The sequence below is a fragment of the Streptomyces sp. NPDC058401 genome, from assembly GCF_042722885.1.
Taxonomy (GTDB): Bacteria; Actinomycetota; Actinomycetes; order Streptomycetales; family Streptomycetaceae; genus Streptomyces.
In genome coordinates this window covers 17001-29218 of record NZ_JBHXKA010000036.1, presented here as the reverse complement: position 1 = coordinate 29218, position 12218 = coordinate 17001, and the positions used below count along the sequence as shown (strand labels likewise).

At 73.1% G+C, this 12218-nt stretch carries 13 protein-coding genes and 1 pseudogene; 10 read left to right on the top strand and 4 right to left on the bottom strand.

Annotated elements, in window-relative coordinates:
- The first annotated feature begins 128 nt into the window (after nucleotides 1-128).
- From ACFWNV_RS16050 to ACFWNV_RS16015, 8 genes and pseudogenes are all read left to right on the top strand, one after another.
- The gene (locus tag ACFWNV_RS16050; RefSeq protein ID WP_383946524.1) at nucleotides 129-1853 is read left to right on the top strand and encodes a sensor histidine kinase; all 1725 of its coding nucleotides are present in this window, start codon (nucleotides 129-131) and stop codon (nucleotides 1851-1853) included.
- Nucleotides 1850-2251, top strand: coding sequence for a roadblock/LC7 domain-containing protein (locus tag ACFWNV_RS16045; RefSeq protein ID WP_327250714.1), 402 nt, complete (start codon nucleotides 1850-1852; stop codon nucleotides 2249-2251). The genes ACFWNV_RS16050 and ACFWNV_RS16045 overlap by 4 nt, the downstream gene beginning before the upstream one ends.
- On the top strand, nucleotides 2248-2610 hold the full coding sequence (locus tag ACFWNV_RS16040; protein ID WP_383946521.1) for a DUF742 domain-containing protein: 363 nt from the start codon (nucleotides 2248-2250) through the stop codon (nucleotides 2608-2610). The genes ACFWNV_RS16045 and ACFWNV_RS16040 overlap by 4 nt, the downstream gene beginning before the upstream one ends.
- Nucleotides 2591-3298 (top strand): ATP/GTP-binding protein, encoded by a 708-nt coding sequence (locus ACFWNV_RS16035; protein WP_383946518.1) that lies wholly within the window; start codon nucleotides 2591-2593, stop codon nucleotides 3296-3298. Before ACFWNV_RS16040 ends, ACFWNV_RS16035 begins: the two co-directional genes overlap by 20 nt.
- Nucleotides 3295-4533, top strand: a complete 1239-nt coding sequence (locus ACFWNV_RS16030) for a cytochrome P450 (protein WP_383946515.1) — start codon at nucleotides 3295-3297, stop codon at nucleotides 4531-4533. The genes ACFWNV_RS16035 and ACFWNV_RS16030 overlap by 4 nt, the downstream gene beginning before the upstream one ends.
- Nucleotides 4530-5765: a cytochrome P450 gene (locus ACFWNV_RS16025; RefSeq protein ID WP_383946512.1), complete on the top strand. Its 1236-nt coding sequence runs from the start codon at nucleotides 4530-4532 to the stop codon at nucleotides 5763-5765. Before ACFWNV_RS16030 ends, ACFWNV_RS16025 begins: the two co-directional genes overlap by 4 nt.
- Before the next feature lie 92 nt (nucleotides 5766-5857).
- Nucleotides 5858-6589 carry a hypothetical protein gene (locus ACFWNV_RS16020; protein WP_383946509.1) on the top strand — a complete coding sequence of 244 codons (732 nt, stop codon included), beginning with the start codon at nucleotides 5858-5860 and terminating at the stop codon, nucleotides 6587-6589.
- Nucleotides 6590-6613: 24 nt separating this feature from the next.
- Nucleotides 6614-6704, top strand: a pseudogene (locus ACFWNV_RS16015).
- A gap of 290 nt (nucleotides 6705-6994) precedes the next feature.
- Here ACFWNV_RS16015 and ACFWNV_RS16010 read toward each other — a convergent pair.
- From ACFWNV_RS16010 to ACFWNV_RS16000, 3 genes are all read right to left on the bottom strand, one after another.
- Nucleotides 6995-7717, bottom strand: a complete 723-nt coding sequence (locus ACFWNV_RS16010) for a zf-HC2 domain-containing protein (protein WP_383946506.1) — start codon at nucleotides 7715-7717, stop codon at nucleotides 6995-6997.
- On the bottom strand, nucleotides 7714-8295 hold the full coding sequence (locus ACFWNV_RS16005; RefSeq protein WP_383946503.1) for a sigma-70 family RNA polymerase sigma factor: 582 nt from the start codon (nucleotides 8293-8295) through the stop codon (nucleotides 7714-7716). Before ACFWNV_RS16005 ends, ACFWNV_RS16010 begins: the two co-directional genes overlap by 4 nt.
- A 109-nt stretch (nucleotides 8296-8404) precedes the next feature.
- Nucleotides 8405-9421, bottom strand: coding sequence for a DUF1996 domain-containing protein (locus ACFWNV_RS16000; protein ID WP_383946500.1), 1017 nt, complete (start codon nucleotides 9419-9421; stop codon nucleotides 8405-8407).
- A gap of 206 nt (nucleotides 9422-9627) precedes the next feature.
- On the opposite strand from ACFWNV_RS16000, the gene ACFWNV_RS15995 reads away from it, so the two are divergent.
- Entirely contained in the window at nucleotides 9628-10995 is a 1368-nt protein-coding gene (locus ACFWNV_RS15995) for a tetratricopeptide repeat protein (protein WP_383946497.1), read from the top strand.
- 48 nt (nucleotides 10996-11043) lie between these two features.
- Here the strand turns inward: ACFWNV_RS15995 and ACFWNV_RS15990 are convergent, their stop codons facing one another.
- The gene (locus ACFWNV_RS15990) at nucleotides 11044-11346 is read right to left on the bottom strand and encodes a putative quinol monooxygenase (protein ID WP_383946494.1); all 303 of its coding nucleotides are present in this window, start codon (nucleotides 11344-11346) and stop codon (nucleotides 11044-11046) included.
- A gap of 115 nt (nucleotides 11347-11461) precedes the next feature.
- Here ACFWNV_RS15990 and ACFWNV_RS15985 point away from each other — a divergent pair, with 115 nt between their 5' ends.
- Nucleotides 11462-12214 carry a DUF1838 family protein gene (locus ACFWNV_RS15985; protein WP_383946491.1) on the top strand — a complete coding sequence of 251 codons (753 nt, stop codon included), beginning with the start codon at nucleotides 11462-11464 and terminating at the stop codon, nucleotides 12212-12214.
- Nucleotides 12215-12218: the final 4 nt, after the last annotated feature.

Here is a 12218-nt window from a genome sequence, read left to right as displayed (position 1 = left end):
CCTTACTGGTCGCGGTTGACTGGAAAACTTGTCAGAGGCTGCCCAAAACGATCAACAACTCTCCTATAGTGATGCCTCGTTGCCAGGAACCTTCTCCTCCATTTACGCCCGGTATGAGGCTTTGATTGATGACGGCGTCGCCCTCCCCCCTTCGCCCCTCCGCGCTGGCCCTGCTGATCACCGCAGTCGCCGGTGGCGCGCTCACCACGGCGGCGGTGGCCGCGGCCCCGGCGTCCATCGCCACCGCACTCGGCTGGTTCGCCGGCGCGGGCGTCCTGCTGCTCTCGGTCGCGGCCTTCGCCGTCACCTGGGGCGCGCGCACCTCACGGATCCAGCGCGGCCGGATCACCGGCCTGAGCACCGAACTGATGGCCCGTGACGCGCACATCGCCCGGCTGATCGCCGACGCGACCCGTGACGCGGCCGCGCACACCGCCGAACGCTCCCGTCTCACCGGCGAACACACCGCCGAACTGGCGCACCTGACCGCTGAGCACGCCGCCGCGCTCGATCACCTGGCGGGCGTGCACGCCGCCGAACTCGACAGCCTGGCCGCCGCCCAGAACGCCTCCCGCGAGCGGCTCGGCGGAGAGCTGCGCCGCGCCGAGTCCGGCCGGGCCGCCGCCATGGCCGCCGCCGCCAACGCCGCCGGGCGGATGCAGGCCCTGGCCACGGGGATGCTCGCGGACCTGCGCGACATGGAGCACCGGCACGCCGACGAGGACGTCCTCGGCGACCTGCTCCACCTCGATCACCGCACCGCCCAGGCCGGCCGCCTCGCCGACTCCATCGCCGTCCTCACCGGGGCCCGTTCGGGCCGCCGCTGGGCGAAGCCGATCGTCATGGAGTCGATCCTGCGCGGCGCGATGGGCCGCATCGGCAGCTACCAGCGGGTCAGGCTCCACTCCACCAGTGACGCCGCCGTCGCCGGGCACGCGGCCGAGGGCGTCATGCACGCGCTCGCCGAACTCCTCGACAACGCCGCCAACTTCTCCCCGCCGACCGCCGAGGTCCACGTCTACGTGGAGGAGGTGCCGTCCGGGATCGTCATCACCGTCGAGGACAGCGGCCTCGTCATGAGCGAGGTCCAGCTGCGCCGCGCCGAACAGGCCGTGACCGCCGCCTCCCTGGACCTGGCCGGACTCTCCGGGACCCGGCTCGGCCTCGCCGTCGTCGGCCGGCTCGCCCGCAAGCACGGACTGACCGTCTCCTTCCGGCCCTCCGCCCGCGGCGGTACGGGCGCCCTGATGATGCTCCCGCAGGAGCTCATCAGCCGGACGCCCGCGGACGCCCCCGCCGCGCCGCTCGCCGTGCCGGCGCAGCCGTCCGCCCGGGTCGCGCCGAAGGCACCCGCCGTGCCCGCAGCGCCCGCCGCGCCCGAGCCCGAGCCCGAGGCCGTGCACGACACCGCCGTCGGCCGGGAAGACGCCGTCCGCGCGCAGGACCGTACGGCAACGGACGCCGGGGCCGCGGACACCGGCGCAGCCGGCACCGGTGGTGCCTCCGAATCCACCGGCGAGCACCCGCACTTCGGCGACAGCGGCCTGCCCCAGCGCCGCCGCGGCCGGACCATGGCGGCGGCCCACCCCGAGGGCGCCGACGGCGCGGGCACCGATCCCCGTACGGCCCCGGCCACCGCGACCGGCGGGGCCTCCCGGTCGGCCGCGCGGTTCGGCAGCTTCCGCCAGGCCGTCCGCGGCGCGGCAGCACCGGGCGCGGGTCCGGACGGGGTTCCGGACGCGGCGGCACCGGGCGCGGCAGCCGCCGGAACCGCGGCCGGAGCCCCGGGCGGCCCCGGCGAAGAGCAGCAGCCCGCGCACACCCCAGACCCGGAAGGCAACACGCGATCATGACCGGCTTCACCACCGACGAGACGCTCAACTGGCTCCTGGAAGGCCTCCTGGAGCGCACACCGGGCGCCCGCCACGCCCTCGTGCTCTCCCGCGACGGCCTCAAGCTGTGCCGCACGCCCGAGCTCTCCGTCGACCAGGCCGACCAGCTCGCCGCGATCGCCGCCGGCATCCAGAGCCTGTCCCACGGGGCGTCCATCGAGTTCGGCGACGGCACCGGCGGAGTCCGCTCCGCCATGGCCGAGTTCTACGGCGGGATCCTCTTCATCGTCGAGGCCGGCGAGGGAGCGCACCTCGCGCTCGTCGCGGGCGAGGACGCCGACGCGGGACTCGTCGGCCACAACATGTCCGAACTGGTCGAGCAGCTCGGCGAACACCTCATCGCCAGGCCCCGGGGATGAGCCGGACCCGGCCGGGCCGGGACGATTCGCCGGACCGGCTCTACACCCTCACCGGTGGCCGCAGCCGCTCCGGCTCGGACGTCTTCGACCTGGTCACCCTGGTCGTCGCCGAAAGCGATCCGGCGCCCGGCATGCAGTCCGAGCACGCGGCGATCCTGCGGATGTGCCAATTCCCGACGGCCGTCGTGGAGATCGCCGCCGAGCTCGCCCTGCCGGTGTCGATCGTACGGATCCTGCTGGCCGACCTGCTCGCCACCGGACGGATCCGCGCCCGGCACCCGCGTACGGCGAACTCGGCGTACAGCCATACCGACCCCGACATCCTGGAGCAGGTGCTCGTTGGACTCCGCAATCTCTGACGCGACGATCCCCGAAGCCGCGTCGCCGGCGGGCGCAGCGCCCGCCGCGGTCGAACCGCTCCGGCCCCGACAGGCCCTGCGCAGCACGGCCGACAACGGACTGAAGATCGTCATCGTGGGCGGTTTCGGCGTGGGCAAGACCACGATGGTCCGCTCGGTCAGCGAGATCCGCCCGCTGAACACCGAAGAGACCATGACCAAGGCCGGCGAGGCCGTGGACGACACCGACGGGATCGCCGGGAAGAGCGCCACCACCGTGGCCTTCGACTTCGGGCGCATCACCCTCGACGCCCGCAACGTGCTCTACCTGTTCGGCGCCCCCGGCCAGGAGCGGTTCTGGTTCCTGTGGGACCGGCTCTTCTCCGGCACCCTCGGCGCCGTCGTCCTCGTCGACACCCGGCGCCTGGCGGACTCCTGGTACGCCATCGACCGGCTCGAACACCACGGCACGCCCTTCGTCGTGGCCTGCAACGACTTCGGCGGCCCCGAGCACACCCCGGAACAGATCCGGGCCGCCCTCGACCTGCCGGACACCATCCCGCTGGTGTTCTGCGACGCACGCTCCCGGGAGTCCAGCAAGCAGGTCCTGATCTCCCTCGTCCAGCACCTCCAGACGGCCGCGCTGTCGCACGCCCGGCCGAGCCGCCAGCCGAGCCCCCTGTCCCAGACCCCGGAGCCCACCCCGTGACCTGCCCCGCCGCCCCCGAGCACCAGCCCGTCTACCTCGGCGGCCCCCGGTTCCAGACCGACCCCGCCGAGCTGTATCGGGAGATGCGCCGCGACCACGGGGCCGTCGCCCCGGTCGTCCTCGACGGAGACGTCCCGGCCTGGCTGGTCCTCGGCTACCGCGAACTGCACCAGGTCACCAGCGACCCCGTGCTCTTCTCCCGGGACTCCGAGCTGTGGAACCAGTGGGACCGCATCCCCGCCGACTGGCCGCTGCTCCCCATGATCGGCCGGCGCCAGCCGTCGATCCTCTACACCGTCGGCGAACGCCACCGCGACCGGGCCGCCGTCATCTCCGAAGCCCTCGAAGCCGTCGACCCCTTCGAACTCAAGGGCCACGCCGAGCGGTTCGCCGACGAGCTCATCGACGAGCTGTGCGGCAAGGGCTCCTGCGACATCGTCGGCGAGTACGCCATGCTGCTCCCGCTGCGCGTCCTCGCCCGCCTCTACGGGTTCTCCGACGCCCAGGGCCCCGGCCTCGTCCACGCCATGAACGAGATGATCAACGGGCGGGAGGGCGCCCTGGAAGGCCAGCGCCACCTCGCCGAGTCGATGTTCGCGCTGCTCTCCGCCAAACTCTCCGAGCCCGGACCCGACGTGGTCTCCCGGATGCTCGCCAACCGGTCCGGCTTCACCGTCGAAGAGGTCGCCCAGGACCTCATGGTCATGATGGCCGCGGGCCACCAGCCCACCGCCGACTGGATCGGCAACTCCCTGCGCCTCATGCTCACCGACGACCGCTTCGCCGCCTCCCTCGCGGGCGGCCGGCACAGCGTCGGCGAAGCCATGAACGAGGTGCTGTGGGAGGACACCCCCACCCAGAACGTGGCCGGCCGCTGGACCTCCCGCGACACCCACCTGGGCGGACAGCGCATCGGCAGCGGCGACCTCGTCCTGCTCGGCATCGGCGCCGCCAACGCCGACCCGCACGTACGCACCGACGCCGGAGAACTGACCGGCGGCAACAACGCCTTCTTCTCCTTCGGGCACGGCGAACACCGCTGCCCCTTCCCCGCCCAGGAGGTCGCCGAGGTCATCGCGCGCACCGGCATCGAGGTGCTCCTCGACCGGCTGCCCGACGTGGACCTCGCCGTGCCCGCCGGGGACCTGGCCCGCCGCCCCTCGCCCTGGCTGCGCGGCCTCACCGCCCTTCCCGTGACCTACACCCCGACCCCCGCCCTTGGAGCCACCCGATGACGTGCCCGATCGACCACACCGGCCCCGCGGCCATCGTCCTGGACCCCTTCGTCGCCGACCTCGACGCCGAGAGCGCCGCGCTGCGCGCCGCGGGGCCCCTGGTCCAGGTGGTCCTCCCCGGTGACGTGTCGGTGTACGCCGTCACGCACCACGCCGAGGCGCGCAAGCTGCTCACCGATCCCCGGATCGTCAAGGACATCGACGTGTGGGGCGCCTGGCAGCGCGGCGAGATCCCGCTGGACTGGCCGCTGATCGGCCTCGCCAACCCCGGCCGCTCGATGCTCACCGTGGACGGCGAGGACCACCGCCGGCTGCGCACCCTGGTCGCGCAGGCCCTGACCGTACGCCGGGTCGAGAAGCTGCGCGCCGGCATCGAGGCGCTCACCACCGGCATGCTCGACAAGCTGGCCGGCCTGCCGGCCGGCGAGACCGTCGACCTCAAGGCGCAGTTCGCGTACCCGCTGCCGATGAACGTCATCAGCGACCTGATGGGCGTCGACGCCGAGGAACACCCGCGCCTGAAGGCCCTGTTCGAGAAGTTCTTCTCCACGCAGACGCTGCCCGAGGATGTTCCGCAGATGATGGCGGACCTCGGTGCGCTGTTCTCGCGCATCGTCGAGTCCAAGCGGGAGAACCCGGGCGACGACCTCACCAGCGCCCTCATCGAAGCCTCGGAGGACGGCGACCACCTCACCACCGAGGAGATCACCAACACCCTCCAGCTGATCGTCGCCGCCGGCCACGAGACCACCATCAGCCTGATCGTCAACGCGGTCGTCGCCCTGGAGACCCACCCGGCCCAGCGCGACCTCGTCCTCAAGGGCGAGGTCTCCTGGGAGAACGTCATCGAGGAGACCCTGCGCTGGTCCAGCCCCACCTCGCACGTCCTGATCCGGTTCGCCACCGAGGACGTGGAGGTCGGTGACCGGATCCTGCCCAAGGGCGAGGGCCTGATCGTCTCCTTCGGCGCGCTCGGCCGCGACGAGGCCCAGTTCGGGGAGACGGCGGGCGAGTTCGACGCCACCCGCACCCCGAACCGGCACATCTCCTTCGGCCACGGCCCCCACGTCTGCCCCGGCGCGGCCCTCTCCCGCCTGGAAGCCCTGGTCGCCCTCCCGGCCCTGTACGCCCGCTTCCCGGACCTCACCCTGGCCGTCCCCCCGACGGAGCTCCGCAACAAGCCGATCCTCACCCAGAACGACCTCTTCGACCTCCCGGTCCGCCTGGCCTGACGGACGGAGCCCCGCCCCTCCTCGGTGCAGGAGGGGCGGGGCCGCCCTTTTAATCGGATGTGCTTACGGGGCAGGGTTGTTAGGTTCACCGTGTGCCGAAGCTGAATCAGATCATCGCAGTCGAAAAGGGCGTCAAGTCCAAGGCCCTCCAGGAGCTCACCCAGGCTCACCAGGACGTGCAGAAGCCCGCTCTGCTGGCCGGCATCTCCCGGACCTACCAGCCCAAGGACGAGGAGGGCGAGCAGCTCCCGCCCGAGTCCACCCGGGTCCAGATCAAGGCCGAGGACGCCCTGCGGGCGACCGCCTCGACCCTGACCCGGCTCTTCGACGTGACCGCGACGAAGGACTGGGCGAACCTGTCCGCGGCCGCGGACGTGGTGGTCGACGGCAGGGTCCTGCTCCCGCAGGTACCCGTCCCGTACCTGCTGTTCCTGGAGAAGCAGCTCACCGACCTGCACACCTTCGTGCGCAAGCTGCCGGTGCTCGACGCCTCCGAGTCGTGGAACCTGGACCCCTCGACCGATGCGTGGAAGACGGACGCGGTACGGACCATCCGGACGAAGAAGGTCCCGCGCAACCACGTGAAGGCCGAGGCCACGGAGAAGCACCCGGCGCAGGTCGAGGTGTACTACGAGGACGTGGCCGTCGGCTACTGGACCACCGTGAAGTTCTCCGGAGCGCTGCCCGCCCGGCGGGTCAACGAGCTCCTCGACCGGGTCGAGAAGCTCCAGCAGTCCGTCAAGTTCGCCCGCGAGGAGGCGAACAACACCGAGGTCACCGACCAGCGGACCGGCGACGCGGTATTCGGCTACCTCTTCGGGTAGCCCCACATTCGCCCCCCGTCGCGAGCGGGGGGTGCGCGATGAGCGCAAGCTGAAACTGATGTTGAAGCTGATCAAGGGGTGTCAGTTGGGGGTTCGAATCCCTCTCCCCGCACCACGTGCGGGGGTGGCCCAAGCCCGGCAGAGGCGGCCCCGTCAAACTCAGATTCTCGCTCCAGTCTCAGTATTCGCCGCCGAACACCGGATCGACCGAGCGCGGGCGAACATCGACGGATAGGGGTTCAAGTCCCTTCGGCGCCTCTCTCGTGGCGCTGTAGTTCAAAGGCAGAACACGTCGATCTCAAGATGACCCGCGGTTCTTAAACGCCGCCGGTGTGCGCAAATGGGTGGCAAGCTGGAGCCCGGGAGCTGGACATGCTCCCGGGCTCCGTCACGTTCGCCCCGCCGTTACGCGGGTACCGGTACCGACACGAAGGCCGTACCCGACTCGTTCTCCACCAGGACCGCGCGGACGTCCGCCGGGTCCACCGCCGCCGAGCCGTCCAGGGCCGCGCCCTTGCCCTCGCCGTGTTCCGCGGTGCCCACCACCCAGCCGCCCGCCGTGGTGCGCGTACCGTCCCGGGAGACCACCACGATCCGGCAGCGCTCGCCCGCCGGGATCCCCGTCACCGCCGCGTGCACCCGCACCCACTTGGCCGCCGGCGTCACCTGTACGGTCATCCGCGCGCCCGTGCCCGCATCCGTCGCGGACGCCACCCTGGTCCCCGCCGCCGGCGGTGAGGGCTGGGCCGAGACCGTCGGCAGCGGCCGGGCCTCGACCTCGGCGCTCCCGCCGCCCAGCTGGGTACCGGCCCAGAAGACGGCGGTCAGCGAGGCCGCCACGGCCAGTCCCGTGAACGCGGTCCGGCGCCGCCGCGCCCCGTCGACCTCCTGCCGCATCTGGCGCAGGGTGCGCTGGAGCAGCAGGTCACCGCCCTGCGGCGGGCCGTCGAGGAAGGCCTCGGGGGGCACCTCGCCCAGAGCCGTCTCCATCTCGCGCAAAGCCGTCACCTCCTGACGGCACTGCACGCAGCCGTCCACGTGTTCCTCGACCCGGCGGACCTCCGCGTCGTCCAGGACGCCGAGAACGTACGGGCCGAGCAGTTCCTCCTCGTGCCGCTGCCCGTTCATGCCACCACCTCCTGCAGACCGCCGGGCCGCGGAGACGGGCCGCCCGTGCGTGTGCTTTCCCTGAAGACTTCTCTGAGCGCCTTGAGCGCGTAGTGCGAGCGCGATTTCACCGTGCCGGCCGGGATCCCGAGGGTGTCGGCCGCCTCGGCGACGCTCCGCTGGCGGTAGTACAACTCCGTCAGCACGTCCCGGTGTTCCGGTGACAGCTGGTCCAGGGCGCCCAGCACGGCCATCGTGTCCACGACCGCGTCGGCGTGGTCCGCCTCCACCGGCGGATGCGCCGGCGATCCGGACACCTCCGGCGGCCGGGCCGCCTTGGCCCGGTAGCGGTCGGTGATGATGTTGCGGGCCACCGTGAGCAGCCAGCCGCGTACGGAACCCTTCCCGTTCACCAGGGCCTCGGAGTGGCGCCAGGCCCTGATCAGGGTCTCCTGGACGATGTCCTCGGCCGCGGCCCGGTCCCCGGTCAGCCGGGTCGCGTACGCGAGCAGGGCGTGACCGTGCTCCTCGTACACGGACTTGATCAGTGCCTCGTCGGTCGAGCCCCGCCGAGTGCGGGGCCACAGTGGTCCGGCCATCTCACCCTCTCCGTCTTCCTTGCTTACCTGGTGCGGTCACAACACGCCACGGGCGGGCGGCGGGTTCACGTGACCTGCGTCACCCGAGGGGGTGGGTGGGCGGCGCCACTCAGGTCCGGCAGCTTCGGCCCTGGTTGAGGCAGTCCACGACCTCGTCCATCCGCGGGCCGGTCATCACGTTCACGAACATCGCGTGGTCCGTCCTGGGACTGTGCCGCTGCTCGGGGAAGGAGTCGAGGGCGATGGGCGCCCCCGCGGGAACCTCGTAGGCGAGGGAGATCCGCAGGCGCGGTACGGGGAAGGTGTCCGGCGGGCAGACGCCGTTCGCCGCCGGGAAGCGCAGGTGCGAGCGGTGCCCGGGGGAGGCGGTGTCCAGGCCGTTCCAGCAGCTGGGGAAGGTGAGCGTACGGGTGAGGCGCTCGCCCTGCGGACAGCGCGGGTAGCGGGTGGTGGACCGGTCGGGGGAGCCCGAACAGCCCCAGCGGGCCCGGACGTCCTCGTCGGAGCCGCTGGTGAGGGCCACCGCGTCGCCGGTCATCGCGCGCAGGAACCGGGGCATGGCCACCACTTTGCTCACGGGACTGCCGAGGAACTCCACCGACACCGCCGCCTCGGGGAGGATCGTGCCCGCGTTCCCGTGGCCGGCGGAGCCCTCGTGCGGGTGGCCGCCCGGCCGGTCGGTGCGGCGGAGCACCGGCCAGTAGTACGTGGAACGGTCACCGCCCGCGCAGCTGGTGGCGGCCGCGTCCAGGGAGGCGTCGGTGGAGAAGGCGTCCGTGGACAGGTTCCCGACGTAGCCGTGCGTGTGGTGGGCGCCGGAGCGCAGCCCCGGGGAGACGACGAGGTTGTCCTCGTTGTAGTGGCCCCCTGCATTGCGGCCGCAATCCACCGAGACCCGGCCCGTGGAGGCCTGGGGCCCGGCCGCGGCGGGCTCGGCCGGTCCGGGCGGGACCTCCCGGAAGTCGACGAAGTCGGCGGGCACGGGACCGGCGCCGGCCACGGCACCCGCACCGGCCGCCGGAGCGCCGGGCCCGCCCGCGCGCGCGGCCCCCAGCACGGCGGCGGTCAGCCCGGCGCCCAGCACCAGGCAGATCAGCAGCGTGAGCAGTCGGCGTTCGTTCCCCATGCGGGTCACGGTTGCCGCCCACCCCCGCCTCCGTCAACGGGGCGTCCGCAGGGCGGTCACGGGCCGGCCGGGGCGCCGCCATCCGTTGAAGGTGTTGCATGCTCGGGCCCCGCGGCCCCGGGCCCGCAACCTTTGCCCCCGTTTGGCTGTTCATACGGCAAAGCAACCTTCTCGAGCGACCCGCATCGCAAGGAAGGACCACCGCCGTGCCCGCTGCCAACCACCTCCTGCACCGCCTGATCAGGGAAACCGGCTGGACCTACGAGGCCCTGGCCCGGCGGCTCAACACGAGCGCGCAGGCGGCCGGCCTCACCACCGGCTACGACCGCACCTCGGTCGCCCACTGGCTGCGCGGCAGCACCCCGCGCGACCCCGTCCCGGGCCTCCTCTGCGAGATCCTCGCCGCCCGGCTGGACCGGCCCGTGGGCCCGGCCGACATCGGCATGCACCAGGCCGGCCTGCACCACGCCGGCGCGCACCACGGCACCGCCTCGGGCCGCACCGCCTCGGACCGGGCGGCCCCGGACCGTCCGGACACCGGCCCGTCCGGCCGCGATCAGGCCCCCGGACCCCACGCCCTGGCGGCGGAGCTCCTCGCCACCGTGCCCGGCCTGCACCCGCACCGCAGGCCCCGCGGCGGCGGCGAGGGGCACCGGGTCCCCGAGCAGCGCGAGCGCGCCGGGGCCGGGGCCGAGGTCGAGACCGGGCCGGGGGCCGGGCCGGAGCCCGGCCAGGTGCCCGCCCTGTCGCACACCGCACTGCGCCGGGCCGCCGAGAGCTTCTTCACCGGCCAGGTCGACGCCCTCGGCGGGGACGCCACCGCGCCCGTACTCCTCGCGTACCTCCAGAGCACCTTCCGTACGGCCCTCACCGCCACCGGGGACCAAGGCTCCCTGTCCGCCCTGGAGATCGGCCACGCGGCGCGCACGGTGCTGCTCCTGGCCCGCAGTTACGCCGACCAGTGCTCCTTCGCCGAGGCGCGGCGGACCCTGAGCCGGGCCGCCTCCCTCGCGGAGCTGGCGGGGGAGCCGTCCACCCGGGCCATCGCCCTGCGCATGCTCAGCCAGGACGCCCTCGACCAGAACCAGCCGGCCGTCGCGCTCTCCTACGTGCGCCAGGCGCTGGAGATCGCCCCGCGCGCCCCCGACGCCGTACGGGCCTTCGTCGCCGCCCAGGCGGCCCAGGTGCACGCCGCCCTGGGGGACAGGGCGCAGGCCCTCGCCTGGCTCGACGCCGCCGACGGGGCGCAGGGGGCCGCCGCGGGCGAACCGGATCCCTTCCACACCTACCGTCCGGCGGCCCTGGAGTTCAAGCGCGCGGTGGTCCTCGGGCTGCTCGGGGACCATGCGGCGGCCCACGCCGCCCTGGACGCCTCGCTGGCCTCCCGGCCCGCCCAGCAGGAACGCGCGATCATGCTCACGCACGTGGAACGGGCCCGGCTGTACCGGATGGGCGGCCGGGAGCGGGAGGCCGCCGCCGAACTGCGGTACGCCGAAGCCCTCAACCGGGGCGTGAACTCCCCGCGCGCCGCCCGCGAGATCGAACTCCTCCGCCCGGGCGCGCGCCCCCGGTGACGACGGCGCGGCCCCGGCTCCGGCTCCGGCCCCGGCTCCGGCCGCGGTTCAGGCCAGCGGCGCCGCGTCGAGCACGATCACTTCCGCGGGTCCCGCGCGGAACGCGGGGCTCGCCGCGTCGGCTTCGATCATGTGCGGGGTGGCGTCGTGCGCGGCGAGGGCCTCCCGCGAGGACCACTCCTCGATGAGGGCGAACCGGTCCGGATCGCCGCTGACCCGGTGCATGTCGTAGCGGATGCAGCCCTCCTCGGCCCGTACGGCCGGCGCGAGGCGCTCGTAGGCCTCGATCTGCTCCCGGCCGCGGCCGGGGAGGGTGGTGATGAGGATCAGGAGTCGAACCGTCGATGGCATGGCCGCATGCTAGATCGACCGCACCGGTGGCGGGAAAGCCATTTCCACCAGCTGATACGGGCATGGCCGGTCCGGTCCTTGCCCGGTCGGGGCGGAGCGCGCAGAGTGGCCCGGTATGACACCCGAAGACCTGCTGTCGGCCCTCGCCCGTACCCGCGCCTCCCTCGACGGATCCGAGGTCACCTTCTGGTGGACGGGCGACGTCCACGCCTGGGCCCCCGGTGAGCCGTACCGCCGCCTCTTCGGCTTCGAGGGCCTCAACGTGGCCCGGCTGGTGGCGGACGAGGCGCCGGGTACCTACCAGCTCCTCACCCGTGAGGCCGCGTTCTACCTGGACCCGCTGACCCGGGAGATCCTGGAGACCTGGGAGGACAAGCCCGTGGTCCACGTCTGGAACGACCCCGCGAACCAGAAGTGGCGTCCCTTCCCCGTCCCCCTGACCGAACTCGGCGACCAGGTCTGCTTCAGCCTGGAGATCCCGCTCGCCTACCCCTCGCCGCTGCCCGTCGCGCAGTACCCCGAGAACTCGGCCGACGACACCTACCGGGCCCTGGAGCTCTTCCAGTTCTTCGCCCCCGCCTCGGTCCTCACCACCGACGAGCCCAGCGTCCCGTCCACCATGTCCTGGACCCGGATGTCGCCCTGGCTGCCCTGGATGGAACAGGGCCCGCGCCCCGGCGGGCTCACCTTCCACTGCCGGGGCCGCAAACTCGCCTCCTACGCGGAGGTCCCGGAGCGGACCCGCGCCTACATCGCCGCCCGCCACCCCGAGTTCGCCCACGCCCCCGAGAAGTGGACGGAGCCGAACGAGACCAGCTGGACGTACTTCCGCAAGCTCAACCCGCCGGCGGACCGGCCCGGAGCCTGAGCGC